This window comes from Burkholderia sp. PAMC 28687, assembly GCF_001577465.1.
GTDB lineage: Bacteria > Pseudomonadota > Gammaproteobacteria > Burkholderiales > Burkholderiaceae > Caballeronia.
Genome location: NZ_CP014505.1, coordinates 508,695 through 529,149, shown reverse-complemented (window position 1 = coordinate 529,149; position 20,455 = coordinate 508,695). Strand labels below are relative to the sequence as shown.

Below are 20,455 nucleotides of genomic sequence, written 5' to 3'. Positions count from 1 at the left end.
AAATCCGAACGACGTGAACGCGTCCCCCAACGCCGACAGGCGTCGGGACCGTCAGCTAACATTACGGCGCAAGAAGGCGAACTTGGTCAAACAGAAAATGCGATCCGCTCACAGATCCACACGTTGCGCTTGGCCGGTGTTACCGATGAGCGTCAATTGTTTCGTGTCGCGATAGAGGGACTACTGTTGTACGAATTTGGTACGGAAGTCGGAAATGATCCCGCATTTCAGCAGATTCGCGATAGGGTCTGTTCTTGCTTGGAGGAAGAGCCAAGAACTTTTCAAATGCTACGTCACTTGCTCCTAGACGGAAAGCACTCGTGAAGCGCGAAAACTCCGTTTTGCTATCCACTATCCTCGAGCAAGCTCCACAGTCACGCTCGTCAAAGCCCGCTCAGCGCATCCGTGCAGCGACTATCAACATAGTCCTACGGACTCCTCTGACTCAGAGGCGGTTTCAAACTATTCGGGGATCGGCTCATGAGTCACAATTTTGAACGGCTGCGGGAGCATATCCTGCCACTCTCTCGCTCTCGCACTTTCGAAGCGGCACGAACTGAGTGGATTCTCGAGTCCGTCGAAGTTAGTGACGAGTTTGATTCTTGCCCATGCGGCCGGGACATCAAGGAGCATTGCTACATCCGCAATACGTTGACCGGGCATCAAACCTATGTCGGTAACGTGTGCGTCAATCGGTTCATTGGAATTGACACGGGTAATCTTTTTGATGGTCTCAGGCGGATCAGGGAGAAGCCGGCCGCAAATCCAAGCCTGGCGGTGATTGCCTACGCCGAGTCCCGAGGTTTTCTTTTCGACAAGGAATTTGACTTCCTTCGAGCGACCGCTCGAAAAAGGCTACTTTCGCCGGCGCAGAAGGCCTGGAAGGAGAAAATTAATCGTCGCATTCTGCAGGGAACGGTCGTGAAACGGAGAACTGTTCGATAGCTGTCATGCGTGCTTGAGAGGGCCGCATGACAGCTATCGTGTACTCAATGGTTGAATCGAGCGAGGTGCGAGTTGAGCGCAAGAAGAGACGATGGGCGCATGAAGAGAAATGCCGAATCGTCAAGGAAAAATTAGTCGAGGGGCGCTCAGTCGCGCAGGCCGCGCGCGCTCATCAAGTCAATGCGAATCAGGTTTTCGACTGGCGCAAGCAGTACCATCAGGGGCTACTGGGCACAGATGGGAAGGACGTCGTCAACGACTCGGCGGGAACCATCTCCCCCGGAAACATGAACATGGATTCCGCGCTCTTGCGGACGGTCTGCGGTGCATAAGACTGCAGGAGTTAAGGAGCACATTTCCAATGTAGCTACCCGGATAGTCGTCTCTAGATTCAATCGACGCTCCGGCGTCACGCAGGTGTCTAATGAGCGAGCATCGCACCGAGATTGAGTTCATTCGCAACCTTCTTCAATCTATTGTCACGCGTCCAGATGGTGATGCCAGGTTGTAGGCGCGCGGACGCCAAAACAGTGACGTGTCGACATAGACGATTCCACAGTTGAACAAACCCTCGCGCTCGATCAGATAAAACGTCTCCTCCGGTGTTGCAACTGGCGCGCGTGGCAAATCGAGCAAAGCGCCAAGCACGACGTCACGATCACGCAGACTACCGAGCGAAATCTCACCTATCACGTATGGATGAGCCAATATACACGCTCCTCGGCAAGCAAGGTGGTCAGCATAGGATCAGACGCGTTGAGGTGGTCAATCCAGACCGACGTGTCGACAAGAATCATTCGACATCCTGCCGGCGCAGCGGCGCCCCTTTATGCCCGGCTGACTACCGCCAAGATTCGCAAGTCGTTTCGCGGCTTCACAATGGATCAAGGCCTTTAGCGCTTTGCGCACGAGTGCCGTTTTCTCCTCAATACCCGTGTAGGCTTGAGCTTTGGCACTTAAGTTGTCATCACGCGCAATAGTCGTACGCATGGGATTCTCCGCAAATGTGCGCATCATTTGATGCCTCATCGGTGTAGATCATCGCCTCGTAATGAGCGCGTTTCCCCAGACAGTGGCTAAAAGTGCAAAAGAGAGAAGCCAAAACAGAGCGCGCGCAGGCGCAAAAATCAGCAACCCGGGCGCCTTAAACCCCCTCCCCAAGCGCCAGCGCCCTTAAAACGGATCCCCCACCCTCACGATCTTCATCGCGTTAGTCCCGCCGGCTTGCCCCATCGGCTCCCCGACAGTCAACACCACCATATCCCCACGCGCCGCGTATCCCTTCGAAACAACAACCTCAAGCGCCTGCTGAAGCGCAACATCGCGATCGGTGTTCGTATCCAGGTGCAACGAAGTAACATTCCGATAAAGCGCCATAGTGCGCTCACTACCAATCCGCGGCGTCAAGGCAAAAATCGGCACATGCGACCAATGCCGCGACATCCACAGCGCCGTCGCGCCCGACTCCGTCAACGCAACAATCGCCTTCGCCCCAAGGTGATACGCCGTGAACAACGCACCCATCGCAATCGACTGGTCGATACGCGTAAACGTCCGGTCCAGGAAATCCTTGTCCAGTTCGCTCTGCTCCGATTTCTCGGCCTCAAGGCAAATCGCCGCCATCGTCTCGATGGTCGTCACCGGATATTTCCCCGCCGCCGTCTCAGCCGACAACATCACGGCGTCCGTCCCATCCAGCACGGCATTCGCCACGTCCGATACCTCCGCGCGCGTCGGAACCGGCGCGTGGATCATCGATTCCATCATCTGCGTGGCGGTGATCACGAACTTGTTCGACTCACGCGCCATCCGGATCATGCGTTTCTGCAATGCCGGAACCGCCGCGTTGCCCACTTCCACAGCCAGGTCGCCACGGGCAACCATGATGCCGTCGGAAGCATCGAGAATGCCCTGCAGCGCCGGAATGGCTTCCGCACGCTCGATCTTCGCAATCATCTTCGGCTTGATGCCGTAAGGCGCGCCCGCAATGTTCGCGAGTTGCCGCGCCATTTCCATGTCCGTGGCGTTCTTCGGAAACGATACCGCCACGAAGTCGGCGCCGAGCGACATGGCCGTCTTGATGTCCTCCATGTCCTTCTCGGTCAGCGCCGGCGCGGTCAACCCGCCGCCCTGCCGGTTGATGCCCTTGTTGTTGGAGAGATCGCCGCCCACTTTCACGGTCGTGTGAATCTCTTCGCCAATCACGCGCACCACGTCGAGCACGATCAGGCCGTCGTTGAGCAACAGCACGTCGCCGCTGCGCAGGTCACGCGGCAGATCCGGATAGTCGAGGCCGACGCGTTCGTCGTTGCCGAGCTCGCAGCGTGCATCGAGGATGAACGGGTTGCCGGCAATCAACGTGACCTTGCCATTCTCGAACTTGCCCACGCGGATCTTCGGGCCTTGCAGGTCGGCCATCAGCGCAACCTCGCGGCCGCATTGCTTGGCGGCGTCACGAACGTATTGCGCACGCTGACGATGGTCGTCGGCGGTGCCGTGGGAAAAGTTGAAACGAACCACGTCGAGACCGGCCTGGATCATTTGCAACAGGATCTCAGGGGAGCTGGAAGCCGGGCCGATGGTGGCGACAATCTTTGTAGCGCGATGCATGGAATTCCTCGTCTGGGTGGTATCGCCTGAAACAGCGCTGCGAGTACGGTGTGCTGACGGGGATTCAGTTGTCTCCGCCTGCGGACGCGCGCCGGATCGTGCCGGCGTCGCTTTGTGATGGCTGTTCGATAACGCTCCGGGGCCAGGTATCAGCGACGCTGCACTCGCGCCGCCGATCATGACCGCCGTTTCCTTCTTCAACTTGCCGCTCCGCCGGGCGGGAACGCGGGCCGGGCGCTTCGGCTTTGCGTCGTCTTCAATGCCTTGATCGCTTTCGGCTGCAGGTGAAAGCGCGTCCGGCGTGGACGCAGTAGACGCAGCAACCGCCTCGACCGCGCGGGCATGGCGCGCTTCTTCGCCCACGCTGCCCTCCACGTCCTCGACCATCTTTTCCGCCAGCTCTTCCACGGCCAATACAGACCGCTCGTTATCCGACTCCGACGTGGCTTTTGTCATGGGATCAGGCCCGCGATTCGAGCACTTCTACCGCCGGCAACGTCTTGCCTTCCAGGAACTCGAGGAACGCGCCGCCGCCCGTCGAGATGTAGGAAATTTTGTCGTGGATGCCGTATTTCTGGATGGCCGCGAGCGTGTCGCCGCCGCCTGCAATCGAGAACGCCGACGAGTTCGCGATGGCGTCCGCCAGCGTCTTCGTGCCGTTGCCGAACTGGTCGAATTCGAACACGCCGACCGGACCGTTCCATACGATCGTGCCGGCCTTCTCCAGTTGCGCGGCGAGCGCCTTGGCGGTGTCCGGGCCGATATCGAGGATCAGGTCGTCGTCCTGGACCTGGTCGACGGCCTTCGTTTCGGCCTTCGCGGTCGCCGCGAATTCCTTCGCGGTCACGACGTCGCTAGGAATGGGCACCGATGCCCCACGCGCACGCGCTTCGCTGATGATGGTCCTGGCTTCATCGACGAGATCCTTTTCCGCCAGCGACTTGCCGATACTCAGGCCGGAAGCCAGCATGAACGTGTTGGCAATGCCGCCGCCCACGATCAACTGGTCCACTTTCTCGGCCAGCGACTTGAGGATGGTGAGTTTCGTCGATACCTTCGATCCCGCCACGATCGCGACCAGCGGACGCTTCGGCTCGCCGAGCGCCTTGCCCAATGCGTCGAGTTCAGCCGCGAGCAGCGGACCCGCGCACGCCACGGGCGCGTATTTCGCAATTCCGTGCGTGGTCGCTTCAGCCCGGTGCGCCGTGCCGAATGCGTCGTTCACGTAGATATCGCAAAGTTTGGCGAGCTTCTGCGACAGCGCGTCGTCGTTCTTTTTCTCACCCTTGTTGCAGCGGCAGTTCTCGAGCAGCACGACCTGACCCGGCTGGACCTGGACACCATCGACCCAATCGGCCACCAGCGGCACGTCGCGGCCGAGCAATTCACCAAGACGCCTGGCCACCGGCGCGAGCGAATCCTCGGGCTTGAACTGGCCTTCGGTCGGACGGCCAAGGTGGGACGTGACCATGACGGCCGCGCCCGCGGCAAGCGCCTGCTGAATGGCAGGCACCGATGCGCGCACGCGCGTGTCTTCAGTGATGTTGCCCTGATCGTCCTGCGGCACATTGAGATCGGCACGGATGAAAACACGTTTGCCGGACACTTTGCCTTCGGCGATCAGATCGGTGAAACGCAGTACTTTCGTCATGGGAGTCAGCGTGTGAGCGGGTGATTGGAAAGCGGTTCGGGCGATTGGAAATCACAGGCCGGAACCAAAGGCCTGCGGCTCGCGAAAGAGTGCTACGGGGAAATTGAAGCGGAAGCGGTGTGCTTGCGGTTGGGCGAACGATGCAGTCCCGATGCAGACGACAAAGCGGATCGCGCCGGGGACCGATGCGTCGACACGGCTGGGCGTGACAGCGGAGACTGAAGCAAGTGAAGCGACTGGAGCGATTGAAGCGCTTGTGCGGTGACTGCCGGATACACGATCGACCTCATTGGACACGACAGCAAGATCGCCATTTTAACCGATACCCACCGCCCGCCAACGCTGCAAACGCAAATCCCCGGGATTCGGGAATGCTCACGATGCCTTGCATATCATGGTGCGGCGCAGCATGAAATCAGGCGAAGAGCCGCAATCCGGTGAACACAATCATGCCCACGACGATCGTCCCGAGCATGCTCCGCCGCCACAAAAACCAGGCAAGGCCGCAGAGCGACGCATACAGCGCATGGTTCGAAAACGCGATGGACAGTCCATCCGGCGTGCTCAGCAAATCGGGAACGACGACCGCGACGAGCGCCGCAGCCGGCGCATAACGCAAGGCGCGCTGTACCCGCTCGGGCAAGATCATGCGTTCGCCGCCGATCAGGAACAGCGCGCGCGTCAGGCCCGTGATCAACGCCATGCCGGCAATGGCAAGCCAAATCTGGGCGGTGGTCACCGGGCGCTCCGGGTATTTTTGGCGGGGGCATCGAGTTTGGCGCGGGGCGGCTCAACGGCCGGATCTTTCGGCGCGGCGCGCACGCCCAACTTCTCCGCCATCAGGTCCACGAACGTTCCAGCCAGCAACGCCGCGACGACCGCCAGCGGCAACGACAACCGATAAGGCAGGTCCAGCGTGATCAGCGCAACGACGCTAGCCACGCCCACGGCCGCAAGTGTGGAGCGCGTGGCGATCGCGGACACGATCAGCGGAACGAGCGCGAGCGTACCGGCAAGCTCGAGTCCCCAGTTATCCGGGAAAACGCTCGCAAGCAGAATCCCCACGATCGATGAAACCTGCCACGACGACCAGCTCGTCGCGGCCAGCCCCCAGAAGAACGCCTCCTTGCCGGGCTGATAGCCGACCGGGAAATTGCGCTTCGAGAACATCAAATAGATGATGTCGCCGTTGAAATAGCCGAGCACCAGCCGGCGGCGCAGCGGCAGATAGCCGAAATGCGGCGCAAGTCCCGCGCTGAAGATGACGAAGCGCAGGTTGACCATGGCGGCGGTCAACAGGATGGTCCAGAGCGGCAGCTTGGCTGCCAACAGCGGCAGCACGGCGAGTTGCGATGACCCGGCATAGGCTGCGAGCGACATGCCGAGCGCTTGCGGCACGGTGAGCACCGACTTCGCCATCGCGATACCGGTCACGAGACCCCACGAGAACGTCGCCGGAACCGCCGGAGAGAGCGTCTTGACGCCCTCGATGAATGCGCGTCGGTTGGTATCGGACAGCCGGTCGAACATGAATGTGAGTGCGCGTTGGGTGCAGTCGGGGTGCAGTCGGACGGTGATCTGGGGGTGAGCTGAGCGCTATTTGCGTGCCGATTCAGCTCGCGCTGGACGCACCGCATGACGGCGAAAGGCGAATTATAGCGGCGTGAAAGGCGCCAAATGGCCGACGCCGCCCATTTTTTAATCGAAAAGACGCTAAAATGACGGTCTTTGGCCGTCTGGCCGCGTGCCGGATCTGCATCGAAATCCGGGTTCCCGTGCATACGTGGAACCGCGCCGGCGGCCCATTCAAACACGTGCACCACACTCGCCAGGAGAAACGTATGTCAATGGCCGACCGCGACGGCAAGATCTGGATGGATGGCAAGCTGATCGACTGGCGCGACGCCAACATCCACGTGCTGACCCACACGCTGCACTATGGCATGGGTGTCTTTGAAGGCGTGCGCGCCTACAAGACCGGCAGCGGCACGTCGATCTTCCGCCTCAAGGATCACACCAAGCGTCTGCTCAACTCCGCCAAGATCTTCCAGATGGAAGTCCCTTTCGACCACGCCACGCTCGAAGCGGCGCAGCTCGAAGTGGTCGGCGTGAACAAGCTCGAATCCTGCTATATCCGCCCGATCATCTGGGTGGGGTCGGAAAAGCTGGGTGTATCGGCGAAGGGCAACACCATTCACGTCGCAATCGCCGCATGGCCGTGGGGCGCCTATCTCGGCGACGACGGCATTGCCAAGGGCATCCGCGTCAAGACGTCGTCGTTCACGCGTCATCACGTGAACGTGTCGATGGTGCGCGCCAAGGCGTCCGGCTGGTATGTGAACTCGATCCTGGCCAATCAGGAAGCCATCACAGACGGTTACGACGAAGCGCTGCTGCTCGACGTCGACGGCTACGTGTCGGAAGGCTCCGGCGAAAACTTCTTCCTGGTGAACAACGGCAAGCTGTACACGCCGGACCTGGCTTCGTGCCTCGACGGCATCACGCGCGACACGGTCATCACGCTCGCACGCGACTTCGGCATTCCGGTGATCGAAAAGCGCATCACCCGCGACGAGGTCTACACCTGCGACGAAGCGTTCTTCACCGGCACGGCCGCCGAAGTCACGCCGATCCGCGAGCTGGACAATCGCACTATCGGCGAAGGCAAGCGCGGTCCGATCACGGAGAAGCTGCAAAGCGCGTTCTTCGATATCGTGAGCGGCAAGAACGAGAAGTACGCGGACTGGTTGTCGACGGTCAAGTAAGGCGGTCAAGCGAATATCTCGGCGGACCGGCGAAAAGCCCGTTCGCCGCCTCCCCAGAATAGAACGTAGAAACGAACCCGAACGAGATTCCTCATGAGCGAACTGAAGGAAATGCCGCTGGTGCAGTTGTCGGCCAAAGACGTGCCGGCGTTCTGCCCAAATCCGAATATGCCGCGCTGGAGCACGCATCCGCGCGTGTTCCTCGATATCTCGCACGGCGAAGCGCGCTGCCCGTATTGCGGCACCCGCTACAAGCTGAAAGACGGCGAAACGATCAAAGGCCATTGAGCGCGCTGCTCGGCCCAAGCCGGTTTCACGAAGCGCTCGGGCAATCCGATCCGCGGCTCCAATCTGGTCGCGGGCTGAATCGCGCTTGCACGCGCGTGCTTTGCTTGATGGCATCCACGGGCAAAACACCGCACATCGACGTCCAGCGCACTGCGCGCGGGACGCCAACCACCCCATTTGCACCGACCCGCCTCGCCAAGACAGCGTGTGCTGCGTCATTTTCGAGATTGGAATTTAAATAGATGCGTCGCGCGTTGGTTATCGCCCCGAACTGGATTGGTGACGCATTGATGGCGCAGCCGCTGTTCTCGCTGCTCAGGAAACTGCATCCACGGATTGTCATCGACGCCGTCGCGCCCGCCTGGGTCGCGCCCGTGCTTGAGCGCATGCCCGAGATCCACGATGTCTACGCCACCGATCTCGCGCACGGCAAGCTGCAGATGCTGCGCCGTTGGCAGCTCGCGAGCGACCTGCGCGACGTGGGCTACGACGCGGCGTACGTGCTGCCTAACTCGTTCAAGTCGGCGCTGATCCCGTTCATGGCGGGCATCAACCTGCGCGTTGGCTACAAAGGCGAAAGCCGCTACGGCCTGCTCAACGTGCGGCATGCCAATCCGCCGAAAGACCAGCGCCCGCCGATGGTCAGCCAGTACGCCGCACTCGCCTATGCACCGGGCGCAAAGCTGCCGTGGCTGCAGGAAAACGCCACGGTTCCCATGCCCGTGCCACGCCTTGATCTCGACCTGAACGAAGCTGCACGCGTCTCCACGCGCTTCAATCTCGATACCCGCGCGCCGCTCGTCGTGTTCTGCCCGGGCGCCGAGTTCGGCCCGGCCAAACGCTGGCCGCCGGAGCATTTTGCGTCTCTGGCGCAGTTCATCGCGCAGTCGTTCCCGTATGCCCGGATCGTCGCGCTCGGCTCGCCCAAAGACGCGCCGCTCGCGCAGGCGATTGCGGACCGCGCGCCGAACGTGCGCAACCTGTGCGGCCAGACGTCTTTGGGCGAAGCGTGCGCGCTGATCTCGCGTGCGAGCGCCGTGGTCACCAACGATTCCGGCCTGATGCATGTCGCAGCCGCGCTGCGCCGCCCGCTGGTCGCGGTGTTCGGCTCGACCGACCCGCGCCACACGCCGCCCCTCTCCGATCTTGCAAAGGTACAATGGCTGCACCTCGAATGCAGTCCGTGCTTTGCCCGCGAGTGTCCGCTGGGTCACCTGAATTGCCTGCGCGAGCTCGGCGCGGATCAGGTTTTCGGCGATCTGCGCGGCATGCTGATGACGCAACGTAGTTGACGCAACGTAGTTCACGCCTGCGACATGCCAATGCCACCCAAGCGGGGGCATGCTTTTGAAACTTGACCGAACCGTGGCGTTTTTTGTCCGCAAAACACTGGACGCCGTGCATCGAACGTTAGAGACCCACTAGCCATGCCACGTTTTGCCCGCCTCTTCGAAGCCGCCGCCGATACCCTCAACGCCTACTACCAGGCCGTCGCGGAGGGCAATGTCGACAGCGTGATGGCGCTGTGGATCGACGAGGAATTCGCCACGTTCATCTGTGCGGACGGCTCGCACCTGAGCGGCCTGGACAGCATACGCGCGGGTCTTGCAACGCAACTCGAAAACCTGCCGATCACAGTCGAGCCGCTCGATATCCGTGTCTACGACAGTCTCGGCACCGTGGTCTACGCGATCGCCGAAGCGCATCAGTCCACCGAGCCCGGCAGCACGCCCGCCATGGTTTTCAGCACCTACGTGATGGTTCACGAACGTGGGGAATGGCGCATAGCACATATCCACGCGAGTGCGATGCCAGACGAAGCGGCCGGCCAGGTTGCTGCCAAGATGCGTCATGGACAGGGTCCGCTGCACTGAAATGGAATTTGCGGGCGCGGCAAGCTGCAACGCCTTTATCAGTGGCTTGGGGATTGCTGTCCTCAATGTACCGATGCTCCGACCGCACCTCGTTTGATAGCGCGCCATGAAACGCGATTCATCTCACCTCATTGCTCCCGGCCCGGCGCGCGCGACGGCATCGGAAACTGACGCGCCCGACTCTGCCCTCGACGCGCTCGTCGATCCAATAATCGATCTGCTGTACCAGGCGCCGCGATGGCTGCCGAGCGCTCACGCCCAAACCATCGTGCCCGCGTTGTTCGCCCGCCGGCCGATGGTCCAGTACAAACGGGAACGATGGACCACGCCGGATGGCGATTTCATCGACCTGGACTGGCTCGACAGTGCTGTAGACACCGCAAGGCCTCCAGCCAAAGCACCGCTTTTCGTGCTGTTCCACGGTCTGGAAGGCAGTTCCGATTCCCATTACGCGCGTGTGCTGATGGCCGAAGCGAAGGCGCGCGGCTGGCATGGCGTCGTGCCGCATTTTCGCAGTTGCAGCGGTTCGATGAACCTCCTGCCACGCTTCTACCATCTCGCCGACAGCGCCGAAGTCGACTGGGTCCTGCGCCGGCTCAAGGCGCAACACAACGGGCCGATCGTCGCGGCAGGTGTATCGCTGGGAGGCAACGTGTTGTTGCGATGGCTCTGCGAGCAGGAACAGGACGCCACAGCCATTCTGGATGCCGCCGCCGCGATCTCCGCGCCGCTCGATGTCCACGCCGGCGGCCACGCAATATCGCAGGGATTCGGCATGGTCTACACGCGCAGTTTCCTCAAGACGCTCAAGCGCAAGGCGCTCGCCAAGCTCGACCAATACCCGGGCCTTTTCGACCGCGACGCCATGCTCGCCGCGCGCACCATGCACGCATTCGATAACGCCGTCACTGCACCCCTCCACGGTTTCCGCGATACCGACGACTACTGGACCCGCGCCACCACGCGGCCTTTCTTGCCGCAGATCGCCGCGCCGACGCTCATCCTGAACGCCCGCAACGACCCGTTCCTGCCGGGGCGCGTGCTGCCATCGGCGACGGAAGTATCAGCCGCCGTCACGCTCGATCAACCCATGCACGGCGGCCACGTCGGGTTCATGACCGGGCCGTTCCCGGGGCGTATCGACTGGTTGTCGCAGCGGGTTTTCGGTTATTTGCAGACGCACGTGAAGCAGGCAGCACCAGCATCAGCATCAGCACCCACTACGGATTCCACGCATGGATGAGATCGTCAAGCAGGCGCTGGCCAAATGGCCGAACGTTCCGCATTGCACCGGCTGGCTGCTGCTCGACCGGCGCGGCCAGTGGCGCATGCGCGACGACGCCACGCAAGCCGCGAATCTGCCTGGCGATATCATCCGCCACGATGCGCTCCTGGGCTTCATCAACCGCAATTACGCCGCCGATGACGCCGGCCAGTGGTTCTTCCAGAACGGCCCGCAGCGCGTGTATGTGGAGTTGGGGTACACGCCGTGGATCGTGCGACTGTCCGAGGCGAATGGCGCGCTCAAGCTGACGGAACACGCGGGTGGCGGGTTCGAACCATCCGAAGCGTGGCTCGATGATCAGGGGAACATACTCTTCTCGGATTCGACGCGCATTGCCGCCTTGCACGATCACGACCTGGATCTGTTTTCATCGAATGCGGAACTCGATGAAAACGGCGGCGTTTTTCACTTCGCGCCGGGCGTCGATCTAACGCTGCAACGCATTGCGCGCAACGATGTGGCGGAACGTTTCGCCTTCGTCACCAGTCCTGCGGCCAGGGCAGCGGCGGCCTAACTGTCGTCCTTCTCCGTCTCGCGCTCTTCCTTGTAGCGCGTTTCGAAGTCGCGCAGCCGCGCGGATATCGTCGATAAATCGTAGAAACCCGCGTTTTTCAGATCGCGCGCCGCCTGCAATTGCCGGATAGCCGATGGCCACGCGCCGTCGAGCGCCAGCTTCTCCGCCATCGCGCGATGCTGCTGCATTGCGTCGTTCGCGCCCGCGCTCGCTTGCGCCAGGTAACGCCACCAGTCAGGCTGATTCGGGTCATCGCGGGTCTCGCGGCGCGCCAGCGCCTGGGCTTCCGTAAAACGACGCGCGGACAACAACGCCTGCAAATGCGTTTCGATAGCCGCGTGCGATGCAGGCCAGCGCTCCTGGGCGATATCGGCGAGATGGATGGCTTCGTTGTCGTGACCGGCGAGGCGCGCGATATCCGCGGCGAGGACATCGAGGCTCGGCGAGCTGCGATCCTGCGGACGTTTTGCGGCGATGGTGCCAAGATTCACCACGGTGGCTGGCGTTTTTGCAGCGTTCAGCGATGCCAGCGCGGCGCTCGCCGGAGACGCGACATCGATTGATGACGTGGATGGAAGCGGGTTGCTGGCGTGGGCAACCATCGGCGCCGTCTTTTCCGCCGAAGCCGGACGGTCCTCCTGCGCGGGCTCGGCATCGAACACTTTGCGCGCCTCGGCGAGCGATGCGTTCGCGGCATCGTAATCGCGCTGCAGCGTCTGCGCGAGCGCGATCCCATACCAGTTAGCGGCCACGTTCAGCGCAGTCTGATCCTCGATTTCCGAGCGCAGCCGGGTGGCGACATCGCGATATTCACTCGTCGAATTCGCCTGCAGCACGCGGGCACGCGCCCTGACAAAACCGTATTCCGGCTCCTGCCGCGGCTGACGATACGGCACCCGGCGCGCACGGTCTTCCATGTCGGCCATGCGCTCGCCCGTCAGCGGATGCGTTCGCAGATACGGCGGCACGCCGTTATCGCCCATCGCGGTCCGGTCGAGCCGCGCGAAGAACGAGACCATTGCGTACGGATCGTAGCCTGCCGCGCTCAGCATCTGGAAGCCGACGCGGTCCGCCTCGTGCTCCGCCGAGCGCGAGAACCGCAACTGGTTATCGAGCGCGAACGCCTGGCCGCCCATCGCGATGCCCATCCCCAGGTCGCCGCTGTGCGCCACCACGCCCGCGAGCACGCCGAACAGCATGGCCGCGAGCGCCGCATAACCGCTGCGCTCGCTCGAACCCATCATCCGCGCGATATGCCGTTGCAGCACATGTCCCATCTCGTGCCCGATCACCGATGCCAGTTCCGATTCCGTCTGGCTCGTCGCAATCAACCCGGTATTCACACCGATAAAACCGCCGGGCATCGAGAACGCGTTGATTTGCGGATCGCGCACGGGAAAGAGATCGAAGTCCGGCAGATAACCGCCGATGTACTGCGTCGCCGCAGCCGCCGACAAACGCGCCGCCACCGAGTTGAGGTAATCGCGGATGAGCCAGTCGTCGAGGTAATCGGGGTCGCGCCGCAGATCGCGCATCAGGCGCTCGCCGAGCCGGCGCTCGGCTTGCGGGGTGAGCGCGCCGCCTGAACCATCGCCGAGATCGGGGAGCTGGAGCGCGTTCATGGATGCCTGTAGTCCCGCTTTTTCGCCCGGACGGTTGGCGAAGCGCGCCGCGGCGCCGCCGTAGAGGCCGAAGACGTTGGCATCGATGCTAGCGGTCGGCGTGGTCAGTGCGTCGCCGGATGGCGGTGCGGATGCCGATGCCGATGCTGATGCCAACGCCGATGCCGTTGGCGCCGCTGTCTGCGCGAACGCGCCGGGAGGCAGGCCCACGGTCAGGCACAACACGGCGGCGATCAGGCGGTCTGGACGCATGGCAAACTTGCTATACGGTTGGCCGGGGCGGCGGTCACGATCGGCTGGAAAGGCTTATCGTAGCAGCGTGAGCGCGCACGGACCACCCGCCTGGATCGCCGCACGCCGCTGGTATGATGAGCGCCCGATGCAAGGAGAATTCATGTCCGGACTTACACATTTCGATGCTTCTGGCGAAGCGCACATGGTCGATGTCGGCGACAAAAGCGAAACCCGGCGCATTGCCGTTGCAGGCGGTTCCATCGCGATGCTGCCCGCCACGCTCGCGCTGATCCGCGACGGCAAGGCAAAGAAAGGCGACGTGCTGGGTGTCGCGCGGATCGCCGCGATCCAGGGCGCGAAGCGCACGTCGGATTTGATCCCGCTATGCCATCCGCTGGCGCTGACGCGCGTGGCGGTGGATTTTTCCATCGATGAGACTTTGCCCGGCGTGCATTGCGAAGTGCGGGTCGAGACGGTTGGAAGAACCGGCGTGGAAATGGAAGCGCTGACGGCCGTGCAGATCGGTTTGCTGACGGTTTATGACATGTGCAAGGCGGTGGATCGCGGGATGACGATCACCGACGTTCGCGTCATGGAGAAGCACGGGGGGAAGTCGGGGGATTGGGTGGCGAAGGACTGATTCCTTCAACTAACCCGTTGCATATGAACCAAGGCCGTCCCAGCTTGCGCTGAAACGGCCTTGATTTATTTCTGAGCGAAACCCTTGGCGAACGAGGTCGCCGGGGATTCAATCATCCCCATCATCGTCGTCACTATCATCGGTTGCCGGAGACGCCGGCAGCCCATACAACTTCACCAGCTCCGCCTTGAATCCGGCGAGCGGCTTGCCCTGCTCATCGACTGATTTGAATACCGATGCCAGTTGCGTCGGCCAGTCGTGCAACTCGGTCGCGAAAATCTTCAGCCTCGCCATGGTATCGAGCGCGTCCTGATCCTGGCCGGCCAGCGCCTGCAGCACGGCGTATCGGCGCAAGACGGTTTCGCCGGGCAACAACGCGATCGCTTGATGGTGCATATCGAGCTTGCTCGCAAGGTCCTGACCGTTCATGGGCAACAGCGTCGCCGCACCATATTCACCCCAGGCGCGGAACAGGATAGACGGATCCGCCGCGTACTGCTCCGCCGGCCGGGCGCCGTAATACAGCACCTCGGCGCGGTTGTAGTCACGCAGGACCGGATAAAGCGAAAGCAGCCCGAGCACGACCAGCGCCGCATAAAGCCCGTAAGAAAACGAACGCGATACCAAACGCAAAGGCCGCGTCTCCAGCAAGCCGAAGATCAGCATGGCGGGCATCAGATAAAACATGTACTGCTGCGGATATTCGACAAGCGCATGCATCATCAGAACACCCAGCAACGTGAGCCCAAAAATCCGCGCCGGCGTATGCGGCGCGCGCAGCACGCGCACGAGCCAGCCAATGACGCCGAACAGCACGATCGCCAAGCCGAGCAGGCCGGTTTTTGCGAGCAAATCGATGAAGATATCGTGCGAATTATTCGCGATCTCCACGCCGCCAAGTTCGCGCACGAACTCGAACTGGTGCAGCGGGAATTCGCCCCAGCCGACACCTAGAAGCGGATGCGTCAGGAACATCGTCCAGCCGTATTTCCACAGCGCAAGTCGCGGCGCGATCTGGTTTGCATCCTGCATGCGCTCGGCTGCCGATTGCCCGAGGTCGAGTTGATAACGCACATTCGCCCAGCGGACCGCGCCGTTCACCGCGAAGAACAGCACAAGCAAGACGACGGGGATCAACCAAGCGCGCGCCTTATTGCGGGAAGCATCACTCGCAGGCGCGTCGGGATCATCGGCGGCGGTCGAGCGGCCCTGGATCAACGCCATCCACAAACCGGCGACCACGATCACGCCCATCTGCAACCACGGTCCACGCGATACGGTCAGCGCCAGGCCAGCGGAAAAAATCGCCGAGAGCACGAGCCATGCGATCACCGGCAATCGCCGCGTCTGCACGAGATAAAGCGCGCCCGCCGTGGCGAACGCAATATAGGTGGCAAGGTGGTTCGCCTGCGCCATGTTGCCGAACGGCCGGCGCTCGACGGTCACGTTGTACGCCACGACGAACGGCGAAAACTTCGATTCCATGTGAAAGAGCTGCACGACCTGGCAGAACACGGCAAAGAGGCCGCCGACAATCAACGCCGCCGCGCCCCATCGAAACGCCCGCTCGGCCATTCCGGCGCGCACGAGTCCATACCCCGTATGCACCGCGATAAACGACGCCAGCAGATACCCGCCGCCGAGCCAGTTCATCGACGGCTGCGCGACCGGCAGCACGACCGTCTGGGCCACGAGCAACAGCCCGAGCACAAGCGGCATCAGCGCCATGACCGGCGTTGCGAACGCTATACGCGGCTCGGACAAACGCACGACCAGCGCCATGGCGGCGCCGAGCGCAAGGAACAGCCCGAGCGCGCTGTACTCCGCGTAGAACGTCGGAATGGGATACGTGTGGTTGACGACCGCGTACGGAATCGTCAGCGCCAGACAGAGGACGGCAAGAGTAAGGTAGCGCGCGATGTTTGAAGGCATGAGGGGTCGGGAACGTCGGCAACCGGCGCACTATACAAAAAATTACTCATGCTGTGCGGCGACGTGCATGAAATGCGCCGAAATCGCTGTGAATCGTTTGAAATTCGTGGCGCTTTCGGCGAAACAAAGAAGCTGACCGCAATCTGCGTGCTCGCCCGATGCGTTACTGCAGCGATTACGTTTCCTTGCGGTCAGCCTTTCAGCACCATCAAACCGGCACAGTCTGATCAAGCGCGGCACTCAGGCGGTGCAAGATTGGGCGGCAGCGTCGGCGCCTCAGATGGCAGCGGGCCCGCGCCTGGCGCCGGCAATGATGAAGCCGTTTTAGTTGCCGCGAAGCACTCCCACGTGATCGATCCGGCCTGGACCGAGCCCTTCGTCAGCACCGTGCGCGCGGTCGGCGCATCGGCATTGTCGGGCGAGGATGGCACGAGCACGATGGTGTTCTCGCCCGCGGGCGCCACGCGCGTGGAATACGCGATCGTGATCTGGCCGTTGTCGTCATTCACGTGAATGGACTCGACGTTGCGCGTTCCCGGCGGTGTGGAATATCCGCCGCCCAGATCCGACCCGCTCGCAGCATTCTCAGCCACAGCCAGACGCGCCGACGAAGCCAGCGACAAACCCTCTCCCACCCGGCTACGCGCCAGGTAATCCTGATAAGCCGGGATCGCGTAGGCGGCGACCACACCCACAATCGCCAGCACGATCATCAACTCGATCAGCGTGAAACCTCGTCCCGAGCGCTTTTTCTTCCCGCGCGCCCACGCTCGTCGAAACCACGACTTGCCTTCCTTGATGCTCTTGAACCCGCACACCGCTACTGTCATCGCTGAACTCCCAAAAGATCGAAGCGTCTGGCTGCGTGATGCAATCCAGACGCTTCGATCTTATTGAGCCCTGCGAGCCGCCGGCAGTCAGCCAAACGGCTAACGTTCGGCGAGAGAAATCAGTGCGCGGCCTTCGATTCCGTGGACTGCACGCGCTTGCGGAAAAACCAGCCGACGGCCAGAACAAGCACCGCGCCGGCGATGCGCGCAGCGTACTCGGCGCTCGGGACATTCAACGCAGGCCATTGATCGATAAACGGATCGTCAATGATCAGGCCGCCCGCAATCCACCCGAGCAATCCGGCGCCCAGCGCAATCACAATCGGGAATTTATCGATCAGCTTGAGCACCAGCGTGCTGCCCCACACGATCAGTGGAATGCTCACCAGCAAGCCGAAGATCACCAACGCGAGCCGATGCTGCGGGTCGGCGGCCTGGGCAGCGCCCGCGACCGCGATCACGTTGTCGAGGCTCATAACGGCATCGGCGACGATGATGGTCTTGATCGCGGCCCAAAGCTGATCGGTGGATTTCACGTTCGGATCGCTGTGATCGGGCATCATGAGTTTCACTCCGATCCACAAAAGCATCAGGCCGCCGACGAATTTGAGGAACGGAATATCCAGCAGCACAACCGCAAACGCGATCAGCACAACCCGCAGGACAACCGCCCCGAGCGTGCCGAGCAGCACGCCGCGCGTGCGTTGCTGGTCGGGCAGGTTGCGCACGGCAAGCGCGATGACGACGGCGTTGTCGCCTCCGAGCAAGATATCTATGACGATGATCTGAAGAACAGCGCCCCAATGGAGGGTGGCGAAAAATTCGAGCATGAAAAAACCGGTGAGCGACAGCGACAGAAAGCACGCGAAAAAAAAGCGGGGAAGCCTTAGCTCCCCCGCTTTTATAACCGACGCGTTACGAAAGGCTTACACAAGCATAGCAAAGCCCCGCGTTTCCTGTCGATCAGCCGTTCCTTAAAGCATCGCCTTCAACAAACGCGCCATTTCCGACGGGTTCTTCGTGACGGTGATACCACATGCTTCCATGATTTCCAGCTTGGCATCGGCCGTATCCGCACCACCCGAAATCAGCGCGCCTGCGTGACCCATGCGCTTGCCGGCCGGAGCCGTGACGCCCGCGATGAAGCCAACCACCGGCTTCTTCATGTTGTCCTTGATCCAGTAAGCGGCGTTTGCTTCGTCCGGGCCACCGATCTCGCCGATCATGATCACGGCGTCCGTGTCGGGATCGTCGTTGAACATCTTCATCACGTCGATGTGCTTCAGACCGTTGATCGGATCGCCGCCAATACCTACTGCCGACGACTGGCCTAGACCAATAGCCGTCAACTGGCCAACTGCTTCGTATGTGAGCGTGCCTGAACGCGACACCACGCCGATACGACCCTTGCGGTGAATATGACCCGGCATGATGCCGATCTTCAATTCGTCCGGCGTGATCGTGCCCGGGCAGTTCGGTCCGAGCAGCAGCGTCTTGCGATTTTCGCGACGCATACGGTCCTTGATCTCGAGCATGTCGCGCACGGGAATACCTTCCGTGATGCAGATGGCGAGATCCAGATCGGCTTCGACCGCTTCCCAGATTGCAGCAGCGGCGCCAGCCGGCGGCACGTAGATCACCGAAACGGTTGCACCCGTTTCAGCCTTCGCTTCCGCGACGCTTGCGTAGATGGGGATGCCTTCGAAATCTTCGCCGGCCCGCTTCGGGTTCACGCCTGCAACGTATGCCTCACGGCCGTTCGCATACTCGCGGCAAGCGCGGGTGTGGAACTGGCCGGTCTTACCGGTGATGCCCTGGGTAATAACCTTGGTGTCTTTGTTGATCAGAATCGACATGGTGTGACCTCTGTTCGTCAGCGCCGCCTTTCACCCGCGCACCTTGTTTCAAGGCGCGGCGGGGCGAGAAAGCGCCGCCTTTCGTGTCTGGTGGAACGCTCGTAATTGCCGGAAAAATCCTGGCCCTTACTTGCCCTCGGCTGCCGCGACGACCTTCTGCGCAGCTTCTTCCATGCTGTCGGCCGCGATGATCGGCAAGCCCGAATCCGCCAGCATCTTCTTGCCGAGATCTTCGTTCGTGCCCTTCATGCGCACGACCAGAGGAACCTTCAGCGACACAGCCTTCGACGCTTCGATCACGCCTTCCGCAATCACGTCGCAGCGCATGATGCCGCCGAAGATGTTCACTAGGATCGCCTTCAGGCCCGGATTCTTCAACATGATCTTGAATGCTTCCGTGACCTTTTCGGTCGTGGCGCCGCCGCCCACGTCGAGGAAGTTGGCCGGCTCGCCGCCGAACAGCTTGATCGTGTCCATGGTCGCCATTGCCAGACCCGCGCCGTTCACCAGGCAGCCGATGTTGCCATCGAGCGAGATGTAGGCCAGATCGAACTTCGATGCTTCCACTTCAGCCGGATCTTCTTCGTCGATATCGCGATACGCCACGATGTCCGGATGACGGAACAGCGCGTTTGCGTCGAAGTTGAACTTGGCGTCGAGTGCGATCACCTTGCCGTCGCCCGTGACGATCAGCGGGTTGATTTCGGCGAGCGATGCGTCCGTTTCCCAGAATGCCTTGTACAGGCCTTGCAGAATCGCGCGTGCTTGCGGGATCGATCCTTCCGGAATGCCAATCTTGCGCGAGAGATCGTCGGCGTCCTTGTCCTGCAGACCCGTCGACGGCTCGACGGCGAACTTGTGCAGCAGTTCCGGCGTCTTTTCCGCGACTTCTTCAATGTCCATGCCGCCTTCGCTCGAAGCCATCACCACGACTTTTTGCGTGATACGGTCGAGCACGAGGCCGATGTACAGTTCCTTTTTGATGTCCGCGCCTTCTTCGATCAGCAGGCGGTTCACCTTTTGGCCTTCAGGGCCGGTCTGGTGCGTGACGAGCTGCATGCCGAGGATCTGGTTCGAGTATTCGCGAACCTGTTCCAGCGTCTTTGCAACCTTCACGCCGCCGCCCTTACCACGACCGCCAGCGTGAATCTGAGCCTTGACGACCCATACCGGGCCGCCCAGCTCTTCAGCGGCCTTGACCGCATCGTCCACCGAGAACACGGGCTTGCCGCGCGGGACCGCGACGCCGAACTTCCGCAGGATTTCCTTTCCCTGGTACTCGTGAATCTTCATGCGTGATTCCTTCAGTCTGAGAGTTGGATTGAACTTCGAATGGTTGAATACGATTTACGCCGAGCAATCTATCCAGCAGCGATGACAAACGTCGCCGGACTCGTGCTGATTCTGCT

Annotated in this window: 20 protein-coding genes and 1 pseudogene; 9 read left to right on the top strand and 12 right to left on the bottom strand. The window is 61.5% G+C overall.

Annotated elements, in window-relative coordinates:
* Nucleotides 1-480: 480 nt before the first annotated feature.
* Together AX768_RS02455 and AX768_RS02450 are read left to right on the top strand one after the other, a co-directional pair.
* On the top strand, nt 481-945 hold the full coding sequence (locus AX768_RS02455; protein WP_061998634.1) for a hypothetical protein: 465 nt from the start codon (nt 481-483) through the stop codon (nt 943-945).
* Nucleotides 946-971: 26 nt separating this feature from the next.
* The gene (locus tag AX768_RS02450) at nt 972-1,277 is read left to right on the top strand and encodes a transposase (RefSeq protein ID WP_061998633.1); all 306 of its coding nucleotides are present in this window, start codon (nt 972-974) and stop codon (nt 1,275-1,277) included.
* An 89-nt stretch (nt 1,278-1,366) separates the two neighbouring features.
* Here AX768_RS02450 and AX768_RS02445 read toward each other — a convergent pair.
* The 6 genes and pseudogenes from AX768_RS02445 to AX768_RS02415 all read right to left on the bottom strand — a co-directional run bounded on the left by AX768_RS02445 (nt 1,367) and on the right by AX768_RS02415 (nt 6,736).
* Nucleotides 1,367-1,742 (bottom strand): annotated as a pseudogene (locus AX768_RS02445) (type II toxin-antitoxin system VapC family toxin).
* Nucleotides 1,711-1,935, bottom strand: a complete 225-nt coding sequence (locus tag AX768_RS02440) for a type II toxin-antitoxin system VapB family antitoxin (RefSeq protein ID WP_155524165.1) — start codon at nt 1,933-1,935, stop codon at nt 1,711-1,713. The pseudogene AX768_RS02445 and the gene AX768_RS02440 overlap by 32 nt, the downstream one beginning before the upstream one ends.
* Nucleotides 1,936-2,118: 183 nt before the next feature.
* Complete coding sequence (gene pyk / locus AX768_RS02435) at nt 2,119-3,555, bottom strand: pyruvate kinase (protein WP_062000714.1); 1,437 nt, start codon at nt 3,553-3,555, stop codon at nt 2,119-2,121.
* 460 nt (nt 3,556-4,015) lie between these two features.
* Nucleotides 4,016-5,206: a phosphoglycerate kinase gene (locus AX768_RS02430; protein WP_061998632.1), complete on the bottom strand. Its 1,191-nt coding sequence runs from the start codon at nt 5,204-5,206 to the stop codon at nt 4,016-4,018.
* Nucleotides 5,207-5,621: 415 nt separating this feature from the next.
* Nucleotides 5,622-5,909 carry an AzlD domain-containing protein gene (locus tag AX768_RS02420; RefSeq protein WP_442857250.1) on the bottom strand — a complete coding sequence of 96 codons (288 nt, stop codon included), beginning with the start codon at nt 5,907-5,909 and terminating at the stop codon, nt 5,622-5,624.
* Between the two features lie 32 nt (nt 5,910-5,941).
* Nucleotides 5,942-6,736: an AzlC family ABC transporter permease gene (locus AX768_RS02415; protein ID WP_061998629.1), complete on the bottom strand. Its 795-nt coding sequence runs from the start codon at nt 6,734-6,736 to the stop codon at nt 5,942-5,944.
* A 311-nt stretch (nt 6,737-7,047) separates the two neighbouring features.
* Between AX768_RS02415 and AX768_RS02410 the strand changes: the two genes are divergently transcribed.
* The 6 genes from AX768_RS02410 (at nt 7,048) to AX768_RS02385 (ending at nt 11,932) form a co-directional block, all read left to right on the top strand.
* Nucleotides 7,048-7,971: a branched-chain amino acid transaminase gene (locus AX768_RS02410; RefSeq protein WP_062000713.1), complete on the top strand. Its 924-nt coding sequence runs from the start codon at nt 7,048-7,050 to the stop codon at nt 7,969-7,971.
* Nucleotides 7,972-8,064: 93 nt separating this feature from the next.
* Nucleotides 8,065-8,259 carry a zinc-finger domain-containing protein gene (locus AX768_RS02405; protein WP_047895834.1) on the top strand — a complete coding sequence of 65 codons (195 nt, stop codon included), beginning with the start codon at nt 8,065-8,067 and terminating at the stop codon, nt 8,257-8,259.
* A gap of 242 nt (nt 8,260-8,501) precedes the next feature.
* Nucleotides 8,502-9,551 (top strand): lipopolysaccharide heptosyltransferase II, encoded by a 1,050-nt coding sequence (waaF, locus tag AX768_RS02400; RefSeq protein WP_061998628.1) that lies wholly within the window; start codon nt 8,502-8,504, stop codon nt 9,549-9,551.
* Nucleotides 9,552-9,686: 135 nt separating this feature from the next.
* Nucleotides 9,687-10,133: a nuclear transport factor 2 family protein gene (locus AX768_RS02395; protein WP_061998627.1), complete on the top strand. Its 447-nt coding sequence runs from the start codon at nt 9,687-9,689 to the stop codon at nt 10,131-10,133.
* Nucleotides 10,134-10,239: 106 nt separating this feature from the next.
* Nucleotides 10,240-11,376, top strand: coding sequence for a hydrolase (locus AX768_RS02390; RefSeq protein WP_082778734.1), 1,137 nt, complete (start codon nt 10,240-10,242; stop codon nt 11,374-11,376).
* On the top strand, nt 11,369-11,932 hold the full coding sequence (locus tag AX768_RS02385; protein WP_061998626.1) for a DUF2946 family protein: 564 nt from the start codon (nt 11,369-11,371) through the stop codon (nt 11,930-11,932). The genes AX768_RS02390 and AX768_RS02385 overlap by 8 nt, the downstream gene beginning before the upstream one ends.
* On the opposite strand, the gene AX768_RS02380 is transcribed toward AX768_RS02385, so the two are convergent.
* A complete protein-coding gene (locus tag AX768_RS02380) occupies nt 11,929-13,806 on the bottom strand; it encodes a M48 family metalloprotease (protein ID WP_061998625.1) in 1,878 nt (625 codons plus the stop codon). The genes AX768_RS02385 and AX768_RS02380 overlap by 4 nt on opposite strands.
* Before the next feature lie 142 nt (nt 13,807-13,948).
* Here AX768_RS02380 and moaC point away from each other — a divergent pair, with 142 nt between their 5' ends.
* On the top strand, nt 13,949-14,428 hold the full coding sequence (gene moaC / locus AX768_RS02375) for a cyclic pyranopterin monophosphate synthase MoaC (protein ID WP_062000711.1): 480 nt from the start codon (nt 13,949-13,951) through the stop codon (nt 14,426-14,428).
* 108 nt (nt 14,429-14,536) lie between these two features.
* Here moaC and AX768_RS02370 read toward each other — a convergent pair whose 3' ends face one another.
* From AX768_RS02370 to sucC, 5 genes are all read right to left on the bottom strand, one after another.
* Nucleotides 14,537-16,360 carry a PglL family O-oligosaccharyltransferase gene (locus tag AX768_RS02370; RefSeq protein WP_061998624.1) on the bottom strand — a complete coding sequence of 608 codons (1,824 nt, stop codon included), beginning with the start codon at nt 16,358-16,360 and terminating at the stop codon, nt 14,537-14,539.
* Nucleotides 16,361-16,587: 227 nt separating this feature from the next.
* The gene (locus AX768_RS02365) at nt 16,588-17,190 is read right to left on the bottom strand and encodes a pilin (protein WP_062169322.1); all 603 of its coding nucleotides are present in this window, start codon (nt 17,188-17,190) and stop codon (nt 16,588-16,590) included.
* Nucleotides 17,191-17,309: 119 nt separating this feature from the next.
* Nucleotides 17,310-18,020, bottom strand: a complete 711-nt coding sequence (locus AX768_RS02360; RefSeq protein ID WP_061998623.1) for a TerC family protein — start codon at nt 18,018-18,020, stop codon at nt 17,310-17,312.
* Nucleotides 18,021-18,164: 144 nt separating this feature from the next.
* On the bottom strand, nt 18,165-19,046 hold the full coding sequence (gene sucD / locus AX768_RS02355) for a succinate--CoA ligase subunit alpha (RefSeq protein WP_031359567.1): 882 nt from the start codon (nt 19,044-19,046) through the stop codon (nt 18,165-18,167).
* 126 nt (nt 19,047-19,172) lie between these two features.
* A complete protein-coding gene (sucC, locus tag AX768_RS02350; protein ID WP_061998622.1) occupies nt 19,173-20,339 on the bottom strand; it encodes an ADP-forming succinate--CoA ligase subunit beta in 1,167 nt (388 codons plus the stop codon).
* Nucleotides 20,340-20,455 lie beyond the last annotated feature (116 nt).

Bases quoted from the DNA above. Each gene is read 5' to 3' on its own strand.
- AX768_RS02455 (WP_061998634.1), top strand. From the start codon at position 481: ATGAGTCACAATTTTGAACGGCTGCGGGAGCATATCCTGCCACTCTCT.
- AX768_RS02450 (WP_061998633.1), top strand. From the start codon at position 972: ATGACAGCTATCGTGTACTCAATGGTTGAATCGAGCGAGGTGCGAGTT.
- AX768_RS02440 (WP_155524165.1), bottom strand. From the start codon at position 1,935: ATGCGTACGACTATTGCGCGTGATGACAACTTAAGTGCCAAAGCTCAA.
- pyk (WP_062000714.1), bottom strand. From the start codon at position 3,555: ATGCATCGCGCTACAAAGATTGTCGCCACCATCGGCCCGGCTTCCAGC.
- AX768_RS02430 (WP_061998632.1), bottom strand. From the start codon at position 5,206: ATGACGAAAGTACTGCGTTTCACCGATCTGATCGCCGAAGGCAAAGTG.
- AX768_RS02420 (WP_442857250.1), bottom strand. From the start codon at position 5,909: ATGGCGTTGATCACGGGCCTGACGCGCGCGCTGTTCCTGATCGGCGGC.
- AX768_RS02415 (WP_061998629.1), bottom strand. From the start codon at position 6,736: ATGTTCGACCGGCTGTCCGATACCAACCGACGCGCATTCATCGAGGGC.
- AX768_RS02410 (WP_062000713.1), top strand. From the start codon at position 7,048: ATGTCAATGGCCGACCGCGACGGCAAGATCTGGATGGATGGCAAGCTG.
- AX768_RS02405 (WP_047895834.1), top strand. From the start codon at position 8,065: ATGAGCGAACTGAAGGAAATGCCGCTGGTGCAGTTGTCGGCCAAAGAC.
- waaF (WP_061998628.1), top strand. From the start codon at position 8,502: ATGCGTCGCGCGTTGGTTATCGCCCCGAACTGGATTGGTGACGCATTG.
- AX768_RS02395 (WP_061998627.1), top strand. From the start codon at position 9,687: ATGCCACGTTTTGCCCGCCTCTTCGAAGCCGCCGCCGATACCCTCAAC.
- AX768_RS02390 (WP_082778734.1), top strand. From the start codon at position 10,240: ATGAAACGCGATTCATCTCACCTCATTGCTCCCGGCCCGGCGCGCGCG.
- AX768_RS02385 (WP_061998626.1), top strand. From the start codon at position 11,369: ATGGATGAGATCGTCAAGCAGGCGCTGGCCAAATGGCCGAACGTTCCG.
- AX768_RS02380 (WP_061998625.1), bottom strand. From the start codon at position 13,806: ATGCGTCCAGACCGCCTGATCGCCGCCGTGTTGTGCCTGACCGTGGGC.
- moaC (WP_062000711.1), top strand. From the start codon at position 13,949: ATGTCCGGACTTACACATTTCGATGCTTCTGGCGAAGCGCACATGGTC.
- AX768_RS02370 (WP_061998624.1), bottom strand. From the start codon at position 16,360: ATGCCTTCAAACATCGCGCGCTACCTTACTCTTGCCGTCCTCTGTCTG.
- AX768_RS02365 (WP_062169322.1), bottom strand. From the start codon at position 17,190: ATGACAGTAGCGGTGTGCGGGTTCAAGAGCATCAAGGAAGGCAAGTCG.
- AX768_RS02360 (WP_061998623.1), bottom strand. From the start codon at position 18,020: ATGCTCGAATTTTTCGCCACCCTCCATTGGGGCGCTGTTCTTCAGATC.
- sucD (WP_031359567.1), bottom strand. From the start codon at position 19,046: ATGTCGATTCTGATCAACAAAGACACCAAGGTTATTACCCAGGGCATC.
- sucC (WP_061998622.1), bottom strand. From the start codon at position 20,339: ATGAAGATTCACGAGTACCAGGGAAAGGAAATCCTGCGGAAGTTCGGC.